General features: G+C 33.7%; 17 protein-coding genes. 8 read left to right on the forward strand and 9 right to left on the reverse strand.

Annotated elements, in window-relative coordinates; all coding sequences use genetic code 11:
* Positions 1-70 precede the first annotated feature (70 nt).
* From PZ898_RS05680 to PZ898_RS05690, 3 genes are all read left to right on the forward strand, one after another.
* Positions 71-877, forward strand: a complete 807-nt coding sequence (locus tag PZ898_RS05680) for an SDR family NAD(P)-dependent oxidoreductase (protein ID WP_277694998.1) — start codon at positions 71-73, stop codon at positions 875-877.
* Between the two features lie 271 nt (positions 878-1,148).
* Positions 1,149-2,447, forward strand: coding sequence for an epoxide hydrolase family protein (locus PZ898_RS05685; protein ID WP_216444413.1), 1,299 nt, complete (start codon positions 1,149-1,151; stop codon positions 2,445-2,447).
* Positions 2,448-2,496: 49 nt separating this feature from the next.
* Positions 2,497-2,955 (forward strand): organic hydroperoxide resistance protein, encoded by a 459-nt coding sequence (locus PZ898_RS05690; protein ID WP_120231537.1) that lies wholly within the window; start codon positions 2,497-2,499, stop codon positions 2,953-2,955.
* An 80-nt stretch (positions 2,956-3,035) separates the two neighbouring features.
* On the opposite strand, the gene PZ898_RS05695 is transcribed toward PZ898_RS05690, so the two are convergent.
* The gene (locus tag PZ898_RS05695; protein WP_216444412.1) at positions 3,036-3,605 is read right to left on the reverse strand and encodes a hypothetical protein; all 570 of its coding nucleotides are present in this window, start codon (positions 3,603-3,605) and stop codon (positions 3,036-3,038) included.
* Between the two features lie 208 nt (positions 3,606-3,813).
* Positions 3,814-5,613, reverse strand: a complete 1,800-nt coding sequence (locus tag PZ898_RS05700; protein WP_062675210.1) for a hypothetical protein — start codon at positions 5,611-5,613, stop codon at positions 3,814-3,816.
* A 792-nt stretch (positions 5,614-6,405) separates the two neighbouring features.
* Here PZ898_RS05700 and PZ898_RS05705 point away from each other — a divergent pair.
* Together PZ898_RS05705 and PZ898_RS05710 are read left to right on the forward strand one after the other, a co-directional pair.
* The gene (locus PZ898_RS05705) at positions 6,406-8,799 is read left to right on the forward strand and encodes an AAA domain-containing protein (protein WP_277694999.1); all 2,394 of its coding nucleotides are present in this window, start codon (positions 6,406-6,408) and stop codon (positions 8,797-8,799) included.
* Positions 8,800-9,092: 293 nt separating this feature from the next.
* Positions 9,093-9,578 carry a hypothetical protein gene (locus PZ898_RS05710; RefSeq protein ID WP_216444410.1) on the forward strand — a complete coding sequence of 162 codons (486 nt, stop codon included), beginning with the start codon at positions 9,093-9,095 and terminating at the stop codon, positions 9,576-9,578.
* A 321-nt stretch (positions 9,579-9,899) separates the two neighbouring features.
* Here the strand turns inward: PZ898_RS05710 and PZ898_RS05715 are convergent, their stop codons facing one another.
* From PZ898_RS05715 to PZ898_RS05730, 4 genes are all read right to left on the reverse strand, one after another.
* On the reverse strand, positions 9,900-10,232 hold the full coding sequence (locus PZ898_RS05715; RefSeq protein ID WP_062675214.1) for a hypothetical protein: 333 nt from the start codon (positions 10,230-10,232) through the stop codon (positions 9,900-9,902).
* On the reverse strand, positions 10,208-10,627 hold the full coding sequence (locus PZ898_RS05720; RefSeq protein WP_123279938.1) for a helix-turn-helix domain containing protein: 420 nt from the start codon (positions 10,625-10,627) through the stop codon (positions 10,208-10,210). The genes PZ898_RS05715 and PZ898_RS05720 overlap by 25 nt, the downstream gene beginning before the upstream one ends.
* Positions 10,628-10,661: 34 nt before the next feature.
* Positions 10,662-11,132 carry a hypothetical protein gene (locus PZ898_RS05725; protein ID WP_123279937.1) on the reverse strand — a complete coding sequence of 157 codons (471 nt, stop codon included), beginning with the start codon at positions 11,130-11,132 and terminating at the stop codon, positions 10,662-10,664.
* A 110-nt stretch (positions 11,133-11,242) separates the two neighbouring features.
* Complete coding sequence (locus PZ898_RS05730) at positions 11,243-12,175, reverse strand: hypothetical protein (protein WP_120231543.1); 933 nt, start codon at positions 12,173-12,175, stop codon at positions 11,243-11,245.
* A 423-nt stretch (positions 12,176-12,598) separates the two neighbouring features.
* On the opposite strand from PZ898_RS05730, the gene PZ898_RS05735 reads away from it, so the two are divergent.
* Together PZ898_RS05735 and PZ898_RS05740 are read left to right on the forward strand one after the other, a co-directional pair.
* Complete coding sequence (locus tag PZ898_RS05735) at positions 12,599-15,589, forward strand: two-component regulator propeller domain-containing protein (protein ID WP_277695001.1); 2,991 nt, start codon at positions 12,599-12,601, stop codon at positions 15,587-15,589.
* Entirely contained in the window at positions 15,582-16,220 is a 639-nt protein-coding gene (locus PZ898_RS05740; RefSeq protein ID WP_277695003.1) for a response regulator transcription factor, read from the forward strand. Before PZ898_RS05735 ends, PZ898_RS05740 begins: the two co-directional genes overlap by 8 nt.
* A 134-nt stretch (positions 16,221-16,354) precedes the next feature.
* Here PZ898_RS05740 and PZ898_RS05745 read toward each other — a convergent pair whose 3' ends face one another.
* The 3 genes from PZ898_RS05745 to PZ898_RS05755 all read right to left on the reverse strand — a co-directional run bounded on the left by PZ898_RS05745 (position 16,355) and on the right by PZ898_RS05755 (position 20,125).
* Positions 16,355-17,494, reverse strand: coding sequence for a hypothetical protein (locus PZ898_RS05745; RefSeq protein ID WP_277695004.1), 1,140 nt, complete (start codon positions 17,492-17,494; stop codon positions 16,355-16,357).
* Positions 17,495-18,086: 592 nt separating this feature from the next.
* Positions 18,087-18,596 carry an ankyrin repeat domain-containing protein gene (locus tag PZ898_RS05750; RefSeq protein ID WP_277695005.1) on the reverse strand — a complete coding sequence of 170 codons (510 nt, stop codon included), beginning with the start codon at positions 18,594-18,596 and terminating at the stop codon, positions 18,087-18,089.
* A 5-nt stretch (positions 18,597-18,601) separates the two neighbouring features.
* Positions 18,602-20,125 (reverse strand): catalase, encoded by a 1,524-nt coding sequence (locus PZ898_RS05755; RefSeq protein ID WP_062675222.1) that lies wholly within the window; start codon positions 20,123-20,125, stop codon positions 18,602-18,604.
* Between the two features lie 469 nt (positions 20,126-20,594).
* On the opposite strand from PZ898_RS05755, the gene PZ898_RS05760 reads away from it, so the two are divergent.
* Entirely contained in the window at positions 20,595-21,017 is a 423-nt protein-coding gene (locus PZ898_RS05760; protein WP_277695006.1) for a lipocalin family protein, read from the forward strand.
* Positions 21,018-21,282: the final 265 nt, after the last annotated feature.

Here is a 21,282-nt window from a genome sequence, read left to right on the forward strand (position 1 = left end):
CCGATCGGTCATTTACATGTGAAATAATTCTTTTAAAAAATATAATCATAACAATTTAAAAAACAGAACAATGTCAAAAACAGTTTTAATTACAGGTGCATCAAAAGGTTTCGGAAAAGCATGGGCAGAAGCCTTTTTAGCCAAAGGATACAATGTGGCTGCAACAGCCAGAAATGTAGAAACGCTTGATGATTTAAAAGAAAAATATGGAGATTCCGTATTGCCTTTAACCTTAGATGTAGATAAAAGAGAGGAATCATTATCAGTAGTTCAGAAAGTACACCAACACTTCGGCAGCATTGATATTCTGATTAATAATGCAGGATATGCACTAACAGGTGCGGTGGAAGAAACCAACGAACAGGAAGCAAGAGCACAGTTTGAAACAAATTTCTTTGGAACTTTATGGCTTACACAGGCGGTGCTTCCCATTATGAGAGATCAGAAAAGTGGTCATATCATTCAGGTTTCTTCTATTTTAGGATTGGCTACTTTACCAACCATGGGACTTTATAATGCATCTAAGTTTGCACTGGAAGGATTAAGCGAAACTTTAGCAACAGAAGTAAAAGGCTTTGGAATTAATGTAACTTTGGTAGAACCTAATGGCTATGCTTCCAATATCTGGCATACAGGAATTAATACACAAAGTAATCCTGTTTACGATGGTGTTAAAAAGGCTTTCTCAGAATCTGAAACTTCTTTTGGTGACGTAGCAGCTACAGCTCCTGCATTGATAAAGTTAGCAGAAACTGAAAATCCTCCATTGCGTTTATTGCTTGGAAAAGTAGCACTTCCTTTCGTAAAACAAAATTACGAACAGCGCTTAAAAGTATGGGAAGAATGGAATGATGTATCTGTAGAAGCTCACGGATAACATCGAAAAAAATGTTTTCACAAAATAAGCTCCGTTTTTATAGAAGAACGGAGCTTATTTTTTTATCCTTTTTGAGATCAATATCTCAGTCACTTTTCTTAGCATTACTTTTCATCTGCTTCATATTGTTTCCTGTTCACCATCTGCAATGTCTGTTTCACTGTAAAATATGACTACTTGAACACATTACTCGTTTCCCAGGCGTATCTCAGGGTATAATTTTGTCTCATCAAAAAGAAAAAACAGATTTAAAATCTAATACAGCAAAGCAATGAAAACAACAATTTCAACAATTCTTTTAGCAGCAACTTTTATCTTAGGTACACCTGCTATTTCTAAGGCGCAAAAAAATGATACTGCTACTCTATTATCAAAAAATGATACCAGTATCCGTCCTTTTCACATCAATATTCCACAATCTCAGCTGGATGATCTTAAAAAACGTATTTCCGAAACCCGCTTCCCGGATAAAGAGACTGTGAAAGATGCTTCTCAGGGAATCCAGCTTGAGCAGTTAAAAGAACTTATCACCTATTGGGGCAACGGATACGACTGGAGAAAAGTAGAAAATAAACTGAATGCGCTTCCCCAATTTGTAACAAAAATTGACGGACTTGATATCCAGTTTATCCATGTACGTTCAAAGGAGCCTAATGCAATGCCTGTGATTCTTACTCATGGCTGGCCTGGTTCTCCGCTGGAGTTTATCAATGCAATAGATCCTTTGACTGATCCTGTAAAATACGGAGGAAAAGCAAGTGATGCTTTTGATGTAATTATACCTGCCATTCCGGGATATGGTTTTTCAGAGATTCCTGCTGAGCTTGGTTGGAACCCTGACCGCGTTGCCCGTGCATGGGATGTACTGATGAAAAGACTCGGCTACAAAAAATATGTTTCTGAAGGTGGTGACCATGGTTCTGTTATTTCTGATGCATTAGCAAAACAGGCTCCTTCAGGTCTTTTGGGAATCCACCTTACCATGCCTGCTACCATTCCTGCCGAACTTGTAAAACCAATCAATGCCGGTGATCCCGCTCCGTCAGGACTTTCTGCCTCAGAAGCAAAAGCATACAATGCAATGAGTACATTCTTTGGAAGAAATGCAGCTTACGGGGGAATGATGGTAACACGTCCACAGACAACAGGATATCTGCTTTCTGATTCTCCAACAGCCTTAGCAGCATTCCTTTACGAAAAAATTGCCGAATGGAGTGAAAGTGATCTTCATCCTGAGAATATCATTGGCCGTGATGCCATCCTCGATGATATTACCCTTTACTGGCTTACCAATACCGGAGCGTCTTCTTCACGTTTCTATTGGGAAAATAACAAGAATAATTTCAGTGCGGAGGCGCAGAAGACCAAAGACATTAAAGTTCCTGTAGCTGTTTCGGTATTTCCTCACGAAATTTATCAGGCTCCGGAAAGCTGGTCGAAGCAAGCTTATCCTACTTTATATTATTACCATAAAGCTTCAAAAGGCGGACATTTTGCAGCCTGGGAACAGCCGCAGATTTTTACAGAAGAGCTTAGAGCCGCTTTCAAAGATTTAAGAAAAAAACTTTAACAATAATAGGATCAATCAACAGAATCGTTTAATCTAAAATAATAAAAATATGGAATTAAATACCATTCAGGAAGTAGAAAATACAACCGTAGTCAATATCAGTAAAGTGCTGTATTCCGGTAATGTCGTTGTAACGGGAGGCCGTAACGGAGAAGCAAAAAGCAGTGATGGCAAACTTAGTATTGAACTAACTTCTCCCGGTTCAAAGGGAAACGGAACCAATCCGGAACAGCTGTTAGCAGCAGGATGGTCGGCATGTTTTATCGGTGCGATGCATTTAGGTGCGGTAAAAATGGGAGTTACCCTTCCTCCGGACTTATCTGTCAATACCTCTGTAGATCTGGCCACCAATGATAATGGATTTTTCCTGCAAGCCCATTTACAGGTACTTTTACCGGGATTTGCAATAGACGAAGCCAGAAAAGTTGTGGAAACAGCCCATGCAACATGTCCTTATTCAAAAGCAACCCGTGGAAATATCAATGTAAAAATAGATGTAGTAGTTTAGTTTTCAGAATGTTTATTGCATTTTGATTAAAACCTTCCCTGTCAAAAGCAAGGAAGGTTTTTTATTGTTTTAAAATCTGTCTATTTAGCTGCTGTAGTGATTTTGTTAAACGCATAAGGCACCACTCCAATCCCCAGGGTCAGTAAAACACCAACGAGATCATTCAGGTGGGGAAAATTGCTTACATCAAAATAATTCCAGATGGCAAAGGTGGTGAGAACACATGCCAGACCTACAGACACCAAACCGCTTATAAATGCAAGAAAACGGCTTACACTCGTATTAGGTTTTGAGGCATTGGGACCTTCACCATTGTCAGCTGTTGCGTCTGCGGCCTTCATTGCCTGCTGACTTTCAGTAGAAGCAGATAAAAAAGCCACTCTTTGTTTTGTTTTTTCTACCTCTATCTGAACATTCGCATCCTTATCCAAAAGGAGATCTTTTAAAGAGACTTTATCTTTTTTAAGTTTAAAAAAGACAAGACAGGTAATTAAAAGGAAGAGCAGAATAGGAGAAATTGCAATCCATTTTTCAGCATCGGTTATAGGAATTGGCTTTGGTACAGTCGGTATCGTGTTAGTCTGCTGTCCATACATCACAACAGATGTAAAGAGTGCGGTCAATAATAAAAGAAAATTCAAAGGTCTCATAGGGGTTAGTTTTGAAGTTGTTATGATTTTTTTAAACTACATCTGAATATACTTTACAGCATACAGTCTATTTATCACAAATTTTGTGATAATATAACAACCTGTCAATTACCCAAATGGGTAATATTATATCAAAAAGAATCACCGTATATAATATCTGAAAAACGACTTATTTTCAGGATATTAAGCACCAATTGATCTTCTATTATTAATTTCCAAAATTGACAAAATGAGGAACATCCGTTGCAAAACTGTTCATTGGTAAAAGATTATTTCTGTTACTGTTAAAATCAAAAACAGAATTATTATCAAAAGGAACACGCGGATAATACATGAAAGAAATCTGAATCCTGTTGAAAACAAGATAGGGATTATTAATTAAAACACCTATTCCGATTTTTGTATTGGCTTTGGTCTTCAATAGTTTATCATCGGGCATTCCCAGCCAACCCACTGCAGTAGTTAAATAAGGGCTGAAATGGAAATTCTTCCAGGTTTTATTGATAAACAATTGAAGCTGATACCTTAACACTATTTTTTTTGTGCCAATATAATCAGAATTATAAACAGGAAATTCATCTGCAGAAGAAAGGTTGATCCTATCTTTATACGAGTAATTATGCTGTGGATTTCCCAAGGCTAATGTTGGAGAAAAGAAATGTCTTGCTTTGGCAAATTTCCAGTCCATAAGGTTGGTGAAATAAGTTCCGTCAAAGCGGAAAGATTCCCTGTTCTGACTGTCTTCATTAAAAAACCTTCCAAACTGTGCTTTCACTGTAAAATATCCCAGTTTTGTAAAACGCCCATAAGATGCTGAAATTCCCACATACGGATTCACTTCTTTATTTCTTGATAATCCTCCGGCAATAACGTTTACAGAATTGCCATAAGCAACATCCTCCGGCAAATCATATTGGAAAATATTCTTCTGAACTGAAAAGTTTCTTTGAATAAACCCAACAGACATCAGAAAACTGTTGTAAGAGCTGAAATATTGATACTGATCAATTCCCGGACTGTCTTTGTACTGATAGTTCTGAAATCTTCCTATGATGGCAATATTGCTGGATACCTTCTCACGGGGATCAGATGAAACCGGAATCTGATAACCTCCCCATAAATCCTGACTGTATACTTTAATCTGAACTTCAGGAAAAGCAGTATCCGTTTCTGTGGGAAGTAAAACCTTTCGCATAAAATATTCAAATGTAAAACCTCCCGCCCATTTCGTTAAAGGAGAGAAAAAGTCTCTTCTGAGGCTGAAATTAATTCTCTCATTTCTCGAAAAGTCCCGTTCTCCAAGAATCTGGGCATTGATATAAGTACCAAAAAGATTATAAGTGGTATAGCTTCCTAAGAGATAATCCTGCTTTTCTTTTGAATCATTTCTGTAAAGGAAATCCAGGGTGTGTCCCAGTCCCAGTACATTCTCTTCAGTAACTCCCAAACCAATTTTACTTCCGGAATAACTGATTCTCGGCTTCAGACTCCAGGAATCCAATACCTTTACGACAACATCTATAGAATCTTTACTGGAAGTGCTGTCGGACACACTGATATTAACTCTGTTGATAAAAGGCATTGTTCTCAACAAACGCTCTGATTCATAGAGCTTTTGTGCGTTATATTCTTCTCCTTCTTCAAAAAGCAAAAAATTATTGATTGTTGATCTTCTGGTACTGGAATGAAGGTGATCCTTTACCCAATCATACCATTTGCCTATTTCCTTACCTTCTTTAGAACTGTATCCAAAAGGGTCAATGGTTTCTATCCTGACATTTCTGATAATTTTTTTGTTATAAGTATTTTGTAAAAGCTTTTCAGTATTGGACTTCACGGAAGTGGAATCCGGCTCTCTACGAAATATAAAACGGTGAATGAATTTAGTAACTTTTCTCTTATCTGAAAATTCTTCTATTTTGTAATACAGCGAATCTTTCTTTTCCTGTGCATTTAAAAAGAAAAAACCACTTAAAAGGAAAATCAGAGTTACAGTCGTTCTAGCCATTAGTCATCAAAATTCAATAAAGTTTCTTGTATCAATTAATACGCCAATAAAGCTTCAATACCTACCACATTTCAGAAATTTTTCTATATAAAGCCCACTTTATTCGATAGTCTCATTTTATAAATAAAAGAGTGTCTGTATTTTATTATAAATTCATGTCAGATTAAGCCTAACATCAGTATTACATTCAGCGTGAAAGAAAACAACAGCAGAATAACCAGTTCTTTCAAAAAAGGGCTTTCTTTCCTGTAAATTTTGCTTACTATTGAAGATAATCCTAAAAATAGTAATCCTGCCAATGTAAAAAAATACTTCTGACTATTAATGCCGGAATAAAATCATTTTCTATCATTTGATTCCAATTTTCATTTGACCCTATCCAAAGTCTTGACATTGCTATTAAGCTTAGAAATCCAATGGTATAAATTACAGTTTTTAAAAGAAAAAAAGTGTTTGTTTTATAGGTGTATTCCATTCAGATTATAAAATAATAAGCTAAAATTATAAAAATTTTCCTTCTATAGCTTAAAAAAGAAATAAATCACTGCCACCCAATCTTTCTGTAACCGTGATTATAAAGAATATTATTTTTTCTATTTCTTTTTTTTAACTCGTTCAAATTCTTTTAAAAAACTCCAGAACCTTAATAAATATAGTAATACTTATTCTTACTTTTAAGAAGATCATTAGTTTTGTTTTTACGGAAAACCATAATGAGATAATCCCATTACAAGTTAATTTTACAAACACCAACCCGCAAATAGCAGAATAATATTTATAAATGTCAAATAAATGACAGCAGAAGAAATAAGAGAAATAGCAATAGACAGTTGCCAAAACTATTATGAATATCTACAGAATAACAATAAAGGCATCCAGGAAGTTGATGTTTTTGATTTAGAATATTTGCCAGGCAGGTATACTGTGATTAAGCTTCGCTTGTCTGCAAAGCTTTTTGATACAGAAGCTGTTTTTTTCAGGAATTTCCGCAATGGTAAAGATTATGATTCCACAGAAATTAAAATTATTGAATACGACAATGATAAAAATATACTTTTAATTAAACCTTCTGACAAAATATCCCCGGATTTCATTGGGCTACAAAGAAATGACCTTAAAGTGGTCTCTGATCTGAAGTTCCTGGTTGAAAGAGTGAAAGACTGGTACGTACATAATGGAAGCAATCTCTCCCTACCTACGAGAACTTCGAAATACTCAGAGGACTTTCAGAATATTGACTTTTTTCCTGAGAAAAATCTTCAGCCTTCCGAAAACCAAAAACAGTCATTAAAAAATATTTTCACGAATCCCTTTTCTTATGTTTGGGGAGCTCCCGGCACAGGGAAAACCCAATTTGTTCTTGCCTATGCAGTGCTCCATTATATCAGAAAAGGGGATACAATTGCCATTTTAGCTCCCACCAATAATGCGATTGAGCAAGTTTTAAAAGGGATCATTAAAATGACTGATAAGGCTGGGATCGACAGAAAAAAAATTATACGCCTGGGAACGCCCTCCAAAAAATTTGCGGAAGAATTTCCCGAAGTCTGTGAAGAAAAAGGGGTTCAAAAAAAGCTGGCTGAAATAGATAAACAAATTGATATTCTGGAACGAATGCTAAATTTTAAAAATCAGCAGCAAGCCATTGACAGATTTATAGACGTAACTCCTGAATTTGATGATTTAATTGAATTTTCTGAGCGTATAAAACGAGATACAGACTCATTGGCTGAGGTGAATATCATATTCAGAAAAAAGGAGATAGAGGTTAAGTTACTTTCTGAAAACAGCATTAAAGAAACTCAACAGCTGGAAAAAAATATTGCTAAAATAAATTCTATTTCCCATAAGATTATCAAAACATTCAGCAGTAAACCAACGCGTGCAGAAAAGGAAGTTTATGAGAGTAGAAAGAGAATTTATGATTTCAATAAAGATCTGGAATATTTGAAATATGAACTCTCTGAAATCAGTGAGAAAAGAACGGTTCAAGAGAGAGATTTAGCTGAGATTCAGAAAAAAGTATCTATAAAAATCACTAATCTGATTAACCAGACCAAATTTCTTCCGGAAGTTCAGTCTGTTCTTTCTAAACTGTCTGTCACAAATATAAAAGAAACTAAAAAAAAGGCAGATACCATACTCCTTCAAAAAAGAGATAAGTTAGAAGTTGACACGCATCTATTTTCAGAATACAAAAATCACAGCCCGGGCGTAATAGAATCTGAATTGGAAAGATATGTTCATTTAAGAGCTAAACTAGCTATTTCCTCTACTGAAGAACGTTTGAAGTCCGTCAATATCATTGGATGCACTTTAGATGGCTATATTGGACGTTATGCAGAATCAAAGTTAAATGTTGAGCATATTTTTCTGGATGAAGCAGGATATGCCAATATTATTAAAGCTTTGACATTGTTTAATCATTCAACGCCCATTTCATTTCTGGGGGATCACAAGCAATTACCTCCGGTTTGTGAAATTAACGACAGCAGTATTGAAAGGGATGGCAAGTTTTATAATATGTTTTTATGGGCTCAGTCAGCCATTTTCCTGGACACTCTTTTTTCGAAATCAAAGGATTTCTCCAGAAATCAGTACCTGGACAATTCGGAATTCAAATCTGAACATATTTCCAAGACTTCTTTAAATGCTACCTATAGGTTCGGAAATAATCTGGCTCAGATTCTGTCTAAATATGTTTATGAAAACAACTTTAGCTCCAATAATCCGGAAGGTGAAACCCAGATACAGTATATTAATGCTAAAAAAAATGAAGGACCAAAATCAAGAGTATCAATGAATGAAGTTTCAGAAATAAGCAAGCTTGTTCATAACCTTAAAAAAAATGGAACGGAGGATTTTGTCATTTTAACCCCGTATAAAAAACAAATAAGATTACTAAACAATTCTTTACCACAAGAAAGAAATGATTTGAAAATCCTCACTGTTCACGGTTCTCAGGGCAGAGAATGGGATACTGTAATTTTAAGTATTGTTGACACCTATGATAAATGGTTTGTTGACACTACTATTCCTGTTTCCAAAGGCCTTAATCTGGTTAATACTGCTGTGAGTAGAGCTAAACGGAATTTAATTGTAGTGTGTGACAAAAATTATTGGGCAGTGCAAAGTGGGCAGCTTGTCACCGAACTTATCAATTGCGGAAAAGAGATAAAAAATTAATATGATCTCACTCATAACCGAAGGAATAGAATTATTTTATTTTTAAGTCTTGTTTATAATTATATTTTGCTTAAAACTGAATAAGCTTTCTGCCATCGGAAAGCTTATTTTAATTTTAAATCATAAATTCTGCAAAATACACACCCTCTATCAAACTATTTTACAGCATTTTATGAATTTATTTTGATTTTCTCTGCACCAATTATTAGTGGAAGCTAACTTAAATCATAAAAGAATAGCATCCGGTATAAGCTTTTTTACTTATTTTTACTCATTATAAATAAAAATAACACATGAGAAAAATTGTACTTACGGGAATAGCAGTTATAGGAGGGTTTCTAACAGCACATGCACAATGTAAACCTGTAGCCACTCTTAGAGAAAGTTTTGATACCTGGAAAGACATCAATAAATGCTGGATGGCTCAATCCGGAAAAGCTATGCTTTATGCAAGTGATAAAAGAATTATATTCTATTCAATGAACAATCCTGGAGAAAACATGTATCTGGTAACACCGGAAATCAAAGCTGGAATCTATACACTGTCTCTTGATCTTTCTGATAATGGAGGAGAAACTACCTTAGAACTTTTTTCAGTAGACAACCCTTCTGATGTAAAAACCTATGTTTCAATTACTAAACCTTCCAAAATAACAGGTGACAAAAAAACATTTACTGTTTCTTTGAAAAAAGATTCACATTTAGGTTTGAAAGTTATGCTAAATGGAGTACATCAGGCGGTTTATATGGATAACTTTTATCTACAGGCAAAGAAATAGAGACTTTAGCTTTATTTTTTACTCATAAAAAAACGTTTACCTCTTGTTTCAGAAATGCTTTAATCTCTAAAGAATAAATCGGATTTAAACTTCCCATAATTATTACCGTAGATAAAAATAGTTCGCAAAGATAAAAGACCACAGATATAATAAAAACCAATATTTGTAGATAAAAAACTACATTCCACAGAAAGCATTCTATATCAGACTTTTGGGAATTAAGAGGAAAAAGAGTATATCCGATGGATATACTCTTAAAAACTTAGAAAAAAAACGAAGTAATACTCCCCTTACTACTTTTTTATAATGGAAAAATGCAGATTATACTAAAAATATCCTCTTCCATTTTGTAACCGTATTTCTGCTTAATTTAAAATGTTTGGCTAGCTGGCTATTATTTAATTTATGTGTTTTCTGATAATCAAGAATTTCAAAAATAGTCTGTCTATCATAGGATTTGAATTTCTGACTTTCAGAAAATCCATCAAAAAAGATAATATTATTAATCTTCAAAACATCGGATAAAGACAGGGTATCTTTTGATAGATATTTCTTTACATATTCTCTTTTATCCGGACATTTAGATTCTATGAAATCATGGTAAATTCTTTTATAATTAGGTCCCGTATTTATTGCTTGTACTTGCTTATCCATTTATTCAATGTTGATTTGGGAATTCCGTAATGATTAATGATTTCAACTTGAGTCTTCTGTTTATTTTCGAGGAGCTCCAGCATATAGTCTATAATTTCTTTTGTATATAAACTCTTCCGGAATTGGGGTAATTTTGATTTTACCACATTTTTATTCTGACTGGCAACGGGAGCGTATAATATTAAATGATTGGAGTAGAGACGGAAAAAATCATATTCCAATAACTTTGACCATTTTAGAAGTACATCCACATCTAAGGATTTCATAGAATACATTTCCAGGATCTCTTTTTCTGTCGAGTGTAAGAATCTGCAGATTCTGCCCATATCAATATCCTGTTCATTTACACGCTCATATACCAAAGCACCAATATGAATATCTTTTAAATTTTCCATCTTAAACTAATTTGTCTTTATTCAAAAAGCAACATTATTGATCAGAAGAAAGTTTCTGGTCTTTCTTTACCAAATTGTTGGTTATATCTCCCAAAAGCCGGCAGGTTTCATTTTCATTACAAAAAGTAATATCAATATTTCGTCTTAATACCTTTCCTGAAGAATTTGAAAAAAGAATAATTAAATATTTTCGAAAGCCTCTTTTTTTTACTTCTATCCGTACAATTTTTTTTTGAGGCATTTCAAAGACCGGCAATTTTTTCCCACCTGAAAACCATTGATAGTTTTTAATGGAAACCACCTGCCCGGAATTCTCATATTCGAATACAAAACGTTTTTTCAATGCTCCGTATGCGAGCACAGCTAAGGCTGTCACGAAAAATATTCCTGAAAATAAAGGGTAACCAAAATACATAAGAATAATAATGTTCAAAAAAAGCAGCACCAATACAACTAACTGAAAAGTCACATATCGGCTTACTTTTTTCTTATTATTTATTTTCATTCCTCTCCAATATTAAAAGTGTTTATTCTTATTCATTTTATCCGCATACATCTTGAATTCAAATGGCGGAATATCGCTATCCCGCTCATTCAAAAATGTAATTAATAATCTTAATTTTTATAAAAACTATATCCTACGGATTGTACTCCCCAGTTTTGTAAAAGACCAGGATTCGTAAGGGTTTCTCTTGATGAAAAGTTTTCTATTCCATATAACAATTCTACTTTATATTCGCTATCAGGATCAACATTCACTGTCGTACCATCTCCGATACTATAAAAAGCAGATAAAAAATATCTGAAATTCTGGTTGGTACTCCCTGGTGTTGTGTATAGATTTCCTGTATTATCTCTGGTTGTCGATTCTTGAAGATATGGTGAAATCTGAGTGGTCTGCATTGTTACTGTAACTACGTCAACAACAGACCACGTAGTTCCCGTTTTTTTATAGAGTCTGGCATAGGCTCTGCTATGAAAAAAAAGGGGCAATCTAATTCTCCCAGTTCCTCCAATTATATTTATTTGAGACCAGTCAAATCCATAGGCCATTTCAAACCAGGTACTCCATGTTGCTGTACCTCTCCTTATGGAGCCTGCAGGAAACTTAAATATAACCTGTGAATTAGGTATCACCCAGCAGTTAGCTGGCTGTATAGTAGTCCCTGAGCCACCATCCTGTGCATTCGTTTGCAGTGGGTTTAATATAGATGTTAAGGGTACATTTACACTCGTATTTTGTCTAACATTACTATCAACATTGTACAAAATAAAATCGTTTGGGTCAACAGTCTTAAACATTCCTATATTTCCATTACCATCAGCAACCATAGGAGTTCCGGCTGGAATAATTGGTAAATCTCTCACACGTAACTGACCATTTACATCTAGCGTTTTTGTTGGTGATGTTGTGTTGATCCCTACATTTCCAGTTTGTGCAAAAATGCTGGATGATAAGCCTAACAGAACTGCTGTTAAAGATGTAATTTTTGTGTTTTTAATAGCACTTGGGTTTAATTTTTTCACATTCATTTGTTTATTATTCATCTTTTGTTTTTTAGAAACAGATATTTAATTCATAATTTATTTATGTAAAATATTTTTCAATGAAAATCTGTATAATTTTCACTTAAAAAACTTGTGTAAAATAGATTTATTTATCTCTATAAATACAGAGGAGAAGCTACTCCCCTGTATAAAATGACCTTGAAGTCAAGTTTAAAATGCTTGGGAACATATTTAACTTTAATGGTTAAAATCAAGTAATAAATTTATAGTGCAAAGATCTGATAACCTTGATAAACACTAAAATAATTACTGTAAAGATAGATTATCAATATTGTCATTTTTAATTGGCTTTGTTGTAGTTTATAAACGACATTTTAAAATTTTAACAATCATTAATTTTTACTACATTTATGTTACTAATAATTCAATGCAGAATGAAAAATTATCTTTAATAACCTACCCATGTCTTCTAAAATCCTCATATTCCTATTCTCGGTCTGTATACAGTTTTGTTATAGCCAACAGGCAGCTTCTGTATGGTACGACACAGATAACGGCCTTCCACAGAATAGTGTAAAAGACATTATTAAAGATAAATATGGTTTTATTTGGCTCAGTACAGAAAATGGATTAGTACGCTATGACGGCTATAATTTTGTAACATATAATCATCTTAACCTTAAGAATAACCGCTTTTCAGTATTTTTTGGAAGTATAAAAAAGGATTCTATTTATAATATAACAGCATATACTGAAAACATAGTTCTCCTTACTAAAAGAAATATAAACGTTTTGCATCAGCAGACCAATTGTACGAAAAAAGTGCAGCATGAAAGTAAATCATATGGATTATTTGTAAAAAGCGGAACCCCGGAAAAAATAAATAATAAAAATTTTTTTATCTATTTTGACAAAAAGAATTTCTACCATTTACTGAACAATGGAACCATATGGTATAATGATTCCAGCACAGTTGCTTTAAAGGAATTGCATGATAATTATATAGCAGACACATTTTGTTTTGGGCAAGATATTTTTATTGTTTCCAGAACATTAAAAAAGATTATCAAAATTTCGTCAGGTAAAGTTGGCTATTTGGATGCTTCAGACATTTTCTTCCAAAAGAATGTCAAAATTTACTGGAGCCAGATCAATAATCAATGTTTTATCCTACATGATAATATTTTGTACAAAGTTTCCTATCAAGACAATGTGATCGGATTAAAAAAAATGATCAATTATGATCTTAATGAAAACTCTTTGGCTTCCATTTATCATGATGAGATCAACAATAAATTGTATCTCGGCACTTTATCAGATGGATTGAACGTCATTAAGTTTAACAATTTTCATGTAGCCAACCGATCTGATAAATCCTATGAAAATATTTTTTATTCAATACTTCCTTTTGATAATGATAAAGTAATTACCTCTTCAGGAGATGTGTACGATGAAAATGGACTGCTAAAGCAGTATCATTTCAATACAACAACCAAATATTTCTTACTGTACGACAGCCAAAAAAATATTATTGTTCAAAATGGCAAGACACTAGTCCGTTTTTTAAAGAGTTCTGATTATACTAAAAACGAATCACATCATTTTGACAAAACAGCATCTTATGTACTGAATATCAACAATTACTATATCATAACGTTTCACATCCCTTCGTTACAATCTGAACTCACCTTCTATAAAGACTCCAGTTTTGAAAATCCTTTTTTACATTTTTCGATTCCTAATATTGTGACTTCAGTACAGGAACTGGGTCATAATAAATGGCTGGTAGGGAGCAGAGATGCTTTGTATTCGATAGAAGCTCCTTCTTTTATTCCTAAAAAAATATCTGTAAGCCCCATACATATTAGAGAAATTACAAAGACAAGGGATGGAAATTTTTGGATTATGACTCAGGGAAACGGCTTTTTCCTCTATAAAAATGGGCAGCTCATTAAAATGCCTCAAGATAAAAACGGCTATCTTTTATTTTCACATACTATTCTGGAGGATAAAAACGGGTTTCTATGGATCAGTACTAATAACGGTTTATTCAAGGTATTCAAAGACAATCTGCTTCAATCTGTTAAAGACCCAAAAGTCTTACCCAACTATTACCGATACAGCAAAGAAGACGGCTTTAATACGAATGAGTTTAACGGAGGATGTTCGCCAAGTGCAGCGGCTCTTCAAAATGGCAGTTTCGTGTTTCCTTCCATCAAAGGCCTGGTATTTTTCGATCCTCAGAAAATAAGAAGCTATTATCCTAAAAACTTCTTTTTGGAACGGGTAGTATTCTCAGAATCCAAAAGCAGTATACAAGGTCAGAATATTAATCTGGAAAATAACTTCTATAAAGCGGTTATTTTAATTGATATTCCTTATTATGCTAACAGGGCCAATCTGGTTATCGAGGCAAAATTAAAGAATTCCAAGAATGAAAAATGGGAAAGAGTAAACAATGATGGTAAATATTATATAGCAAATCTTGAGCCCGGAGAATATCAGCTCATTGTAAGGGTGTTAACTTCACCTGAAGGCAAATACATTTATAAAACACTCAATATCAGCGTAAAATATCTATTTTATCAGACGCTTATTTTTAAATCCTGTATTGTTTTATTATTAGCTCTCATTGTATTTACCCTCCTTAAAATAAGAATAAAAAGACAGGAACAGAAAAAAAGAGAACTTGAAAAAATTATTGAAGCTAGAACCCGAACGCTATCAAAAACAGTCTCAAAATTAGAATATACCAAAGAGCAGCTTCGAAAAGAGAGTGTCCAACAGAAAAAACTGCTGGAGACCATAAGCCACGATATTATTACGCCTATAAAATTTTTATCCATTACAGCACAAAAGTTATATGAAACTGATGAGCATGACCGTTATATTCAAAAGAAATATTTTGAAAGTTTCTACAAATCTTCGGTAGAGTTTTACAATTTCGTAAAAACCTTAAAAGAGTATGCAGAAATTTATAATATTTCTGAAAAGAATGAAACCTATAATATTTATGAAGTTGTAGAAGCAAAAAAAATACTTTTTGAAGTTGCTGCCAAAGAACAAAATACCCTGATCGTTAACAATATTAAAGATCCTACTTATTCAAAGATCAATCAGAATGTGATTGCCGTTATCATCCATAATCTCATAGACAATGCAATTAAAAATACCACCAATGGAGTTATAGAACTTTCTACTAGTGAGGATAGCACCTTCTTCTTTCTGGAAGTAAGAGATACCGGTAGAGGAATGAGTAAGGAACAGATGACCTATTATGAAAAGCTTCAGGATAATATCGAAAATGAAAAACTCGTGTTGCAAAAATACAGCTTAGGATTGCACCTCATCCTTCAGCTGCTCATGATGATCAATGGTAAAATTGAATTTAAAAATAACACCCCTATTGGAACGATTGTATCAATTAAAATAAAAAAACAAAAAAATGACTAGAAAAATTATTATCGCCGACGATCATTTTGTAGTAAGATTAGGAACAACCCTGATTTTGGAATCCCACTACAAAGACGTAAAAATCTCATGTGCAGAATCTTATACAGAACTCACAGAAAAATTACAGACTGAACAATTTGACTTGCTCATCCTGGACATCAATATGCCGGAAAGTAAATATTTAAGCATGATTAGTGAATTAAAAAAAATACAGCCCACTCTTAAAATTCTGGTTTTCTCTGTATATGACAATGATATCGCAGTACAGTATATCATTGAAGGTGCCGATGGATATATCAATAAATTATCGGATGAAAACAATATTCTGGAAGCAGTTCAGCAAATCTTTGAAACCGGAACCTACTACTCTCCTGAGATTGTGAAAAAACTGGTTTCTTCAGCTAAAAAAAATAATCCCGTAAATCCACTCGAAACATTATCAGAAAGAGAAAAGGAAATATTTGACCTGCTGGTTAAAGGGTATGGAAACATTGAAATATCAAATGAATTAAATCTTCACCTTTCCACAGTAAGTACCTACAAGGCAAGAATTTATAAAAAACTGAATATTAAAAATACTGTTGACCTTGTAAGGTTAGGTGATAAAAACCAAACACACAAACACAAGTAATCAACTGGTAATTGGTATAAAAAAATATCAACACACCTATTAATGTAGGTAAAATTAAAAAAACGGAATTAATATATTCCGTTTTTTTTAATCATCTGTATTCTATCAGAATCGTCAAGTTCTGGTTACAATTATTATTTTCTGGACTTTACTTTTCTTTGTAATTTTTGGGTTAAGTCAAGTAGTTTATTGATCTGTTCTTTTTGAGCGTCAATCTGCGCTTGTTGTTTTATAACATGCAAGTAAAGTTCTTCAACCTTCTCTAATGTCTGGGTTGAAAGTTCTGATAAATTAAACGAGTAAAGTCCATTTTCCGTTTTTGCTAAATCATTAATAGAAGTTACCCCAGGTAAATGATTGTTTTCTTTAATAAATTTTTCTGTATCATAAATATTTAAAAATTTATATTTGGAATTCAATAAAGATTTTCCATTATAATACTTATCAAATACATAATCGGGATAGGTAGTTGTTGCTGTCGTAATACTTCCGCTTACTTTTAATTTTTCACCTGGCGCAAAAGTAGTAGTAGAATATCCAACACCTACATTTTTAACAAAAAAGGTATCCCCATTTGGTTCAATACTTACTTGTGCGCTTCCATTAGCTCCTGCCACTGGGGTAGTCACAAAATTAATACCTGTAGGTGAATTTGTAAAACCTGTTCCAATAGAAAGTCCGGTACTGTTTCCTGTAGCTGAAATTTGTGATTCTGAGTTGGTATCACAATAAATAAACAATGAATAATTTCCACCATTGGAAAATCCCATTGAAGATCTTGTTCCCGTTCCTGAATCCTGTACGATACCCAGCCCTACACTATTATTAATAGTTGTAGTTTGTTGATTCACAAATTTTAAATCCTTTCCATTTTGTGTAACTGTTCTCTTACTGGTAAGAGTTCCGTCTGCATTATAAAGATTGCTAAAATTATTAATCAGTTTTTGCCATATCGTTCCATCAAAATAATAGTATCCAACATCATTAATATTCACTCTTGGTCCTGTGTTGTCACCCGCTGAAATATCTGTAATATATATCAATGCTCCTTTCTGATTGGCTCCATAAAGAGCATCTCCTTTCGCAGAAAGCTGAGCGCGGGTAAGTCTCGGTGCCTGAAGCCCATCAATATCAGTAACCCCCAGTTTTCCATTGACATCCAGTGTGGAATTAGGTGTTGTAGTATCAATCCCTACACCTGCTGTTTGTGCAAAAATACCCGCAGAAGTTACCAACAGGACTGCTGTTAATAAGGTTGTTAAATTTTTTCTCATTATTTTAATTTTAGTATTTAAACTTTTTGAAGTGAAAAACATGGGATAATCCAGCAAATATGATTCTCATATCCACTTGTGCACAGATGGCACAAGACTGATAAATATTCCTTTACTTAAAAATGGAATAAGAAAATGATGTTTTTTGTTTAAGGATAAACAAAAAGCACAATTAAAATCTTCATAGAAGCTGTACAGTCTGAGATAAATATATTCTTCTACGGATGATTTTTCATTACTACGTTGTTTGAGAGTCTAAATATATTTTATTATTCTTTATTTGCATTTTATCATTATCAAATTAATAGTTCTCTAATTTTCAAGAATTGAACTTATTCATTTTGATGGTACAAATTTAAAATACAAGATGTGAAAAATTCAGCTTTACCGTGTAAAAACAAATTGCCGTGTGTGTAGTATTACATCCCACTTATGTAGTTTAAAAATTACAAATCTCTGTAAATCGTGAAAATATAAATAAACCGGCTTTTACTGCTGCACAGCCTGACAACACATTATAAATAATCCTCCTATCATACTGACAGAAGGATTATTACGGAAGTTGACAAAAAATAAAAACTCTTCTATGAAATTATGATGACTGAAGCAGTTTTACAGCTTCTTCATTATTTTGCATCACAGCATGCTGCAAAGCTGTATTGCCTCTGCTATCCTTAGCATTTTTATCTGCTCCATTGTCTAAAAGCAGTTTTATAATTTCTGTTCTTGCGAAAACCGCAGCATAAATAAGAGCCGTTGCACCATTATAATTTTTGATGTTTATGTTCGCCTTATGAGAAATCAACAGTACAATCATTTCTTTATATCCTTTAAAGGTAGCTCCCATCAGTGCAGTATTACCGCTGTTATCCTGCAGATCAGGCAGAGCTCCATTTTCAAGAAGCCACTTTGCCGTTTTTTCCTGATTATGATATGCCGCAAGTATTAAAGGAGTATAGCCTTCCTCATTTTTAGAATTGATTTCTTTTTTGAATTGAGCAATAGCTTCTACATTATCTGTCTTTGCATAAGCAAAAATATCCTGTGCGCCCAATCTGCTCGTCATCAGAAGCAGCATGATGGTAGAAAAAAGATACTTCATTATTTCTATTTTGAAGATAATAAAGATTCCAACTGCTGACGATCCATTTTAACATATTGTGCCAGTCGTTTTCCGTATTCTGCATCTGCCTGATAGAAATAAGAGATCATTTTAGCCACTACTTTTTTATTTTCTACACTGTTCAGAGCACTACCCAGGTTTTTAATCAGATTATCCTGGTCTTTTTTTGAGAAAGAACGATAAAGTTCTCCAGCTTGTTTAAAGTTGTTTTCCTTGTCTATTTTAGCCTGTACTGTTGTTGCACCAGCAGGGAAAACAGTTTGGGAGTATTTGAATTTTTTATTGTCGATAACTTCAGACTTAGCGATTGAAGGCTGATAGTTTACTTCTCCATTCTGAGCTCTCATAGACATATAACCGTTTTGGTTATATGTTGTCACATTATTTTTTGAAGCATTAATTGGTAACTGCTGAAAATTTCCGCCAATTCTGTGTCTTTGGGTATCAAAATAGGAGAACAGTCTTCCTTGGAGCAATTTATCTTCTGACGGCTCAATTCCAGGAACAAGAGTTCCGGGAGAAAAAGCAGCCTGTTCTACCTGCTGAAAATAATTTGTCGGATTTTGATTAAGGATCATCGTTCCTACTTTCACTGATTTTGCGATAGATTCCGGCCAAACTTTGGTTACATCAACCGGATTAAAATCAAGCTTTTCAAAATCATCCTTTTTCAACATCTGCACATATAAATCCCATTTTGGAAAGTCTTTATTCTGGATAGAATTATATAAATCTCTTGTTGCATGTTCTATTTGTGTAGACTGGATTCTATCAGCCTCTTCCTGAGTAAGATTTCTTTCTCCCTGTTTTGGAACCCACTTATATTTCACATAAGTTATTTCTCCTTTTGCATTAACCCATTTGAAAGCGTGTACTCCGTTTCCCTGCATCTCTCTGTAATTGGCAGGAATTCCATTGTCAGAGAACAACCATGTCAGCATATGGGTAGCCTCCGGGATATTAGCCATAAAATCAAAAACCCTGTTATTATCCGAAGCATTATTGGTAACCGGAGAAGGTTTAAATGCATGAACCATATCTGGAAACTTAATGGCATCTCTGATAAAGAACACCGGTAAATTGTTACCTACCAAATCATAATTCCCTTGATCTGTATAAAATTTAACAGCAAATCCTCTTGGATCTCTGAAGGTTTCCGGAGATCCCTGCTGATGTACAACAGTAGAAAACCTTACCAATACAGGCGTTTTCTTACCGGCCTTTGATAAAAAATCAGCCATTGTAACATCAGAAAAATCGGCATCTGCAACAAATTCACCGATGGCTCCGGCTCCTCTTGCATGCACTACCCTTTCAGGAATTCGCTCTCTGTCAAAAGCAGCCAATTTCTCAATTAAATGAATATCCTCCAACAATACAGGTCCATTATTACCAACTGTTTTAGAATTCTGGTTATCCCCAACAGGGCTTCCTGTATTGGTTGTCAACTGTTGAGAGTAAAGTGTTGATGTGATCAGGATACCCACTAGTAAAACATTTTTTTTCATAATTTTTCTTTTATAGTGGGGCAAATATAGAAAGATGATTTACTGAATTGATCTTAATAAATTCAATCACTTAAATTTATCTAATCTATCGTTAATGCAATAATCAATAGACAACATCTACTATATTTTATAAAATAAATATTGCAGAAATATACATCAACTTTCTGTCTGCCAATTAAAATTGTGGCTTATGTAGTTTTATAACTACAGGTTTAAAAACCTCTTATTAAGAACATTTATGTACTTTTGCGAATAATATTTTATTGACCTTATATTAGTAAAAATAATGGAAATACGATATTAATTTTTGAAAAAAAATTAACTTATTATTTACTAAAATCCATTATAGCAGCAACTTTAAGGCTCAGCCAATATATAGAGAGAATCAGTTACAGATTACACACCGCTATCATACACATAACAACCTTGATAACAAACATATACATACGTAAAACAAAGACATAAAATTATGAAGCAAAAGACAATTTCAATAATTATCCTTAGTATTTTGGCAGCATGTACCTCTCCAAAAAAGGAAAATATAAAGACAGATCCCAACACAACATCAGCCCCTAATTCCAAAAGGGCGGAACTTATAGGAAAATGGGTACAGCCTATTCCAGGGCAGGAAAATGAAAAGCAAGGTATTGAGCTTCGTGACAACGGTATTGCTGTATCAATAAATATGCACACGTTGTTATATGAACAATGGAAAGTTTCCCATGATACGCTATTTCTATGGAGCCGCACTGTAGGAGTAGCACAACCCTCTGCCAGTAGCGATATTGATACATTACTTATTCAAAAGCTTGATCATAAATCGTTAACAGTAGTCTCTTTAATTGGGGATCAAAAAAATAACCTTGCCCAAACTTACAACAAAGAAAAATAAGTTCTGACCCCTGATCATCAACAGTAAAGTTTCTTCTTTAGTATAATTCTACTATTGAAGAAGCTTATAAGAAAGAAAATAGATTTTCAAGTCCATTTTTCCTACTGATAATTGGTCCGTTCATATTATTTTATTTCAATTGTTTATAATTAGAAATTACAAATTGTTTCATGATCCTGATATTTCCGATGGTATATTAAGAACTCTACCCGTTCTTTAGAATATAAAAATCAGCTTTTTATACTCGTCTGACGTCTACTTATTT

Source organism: Chryseobacterium sp. WX (assembly GCF_029542485.1).
GTDB lineage: Bacteria > Bacteroidota > Bacteroidia > Flavobacteriales > Weeksellaceae > Chryseobacterium > Chryseobacterium cucumeris.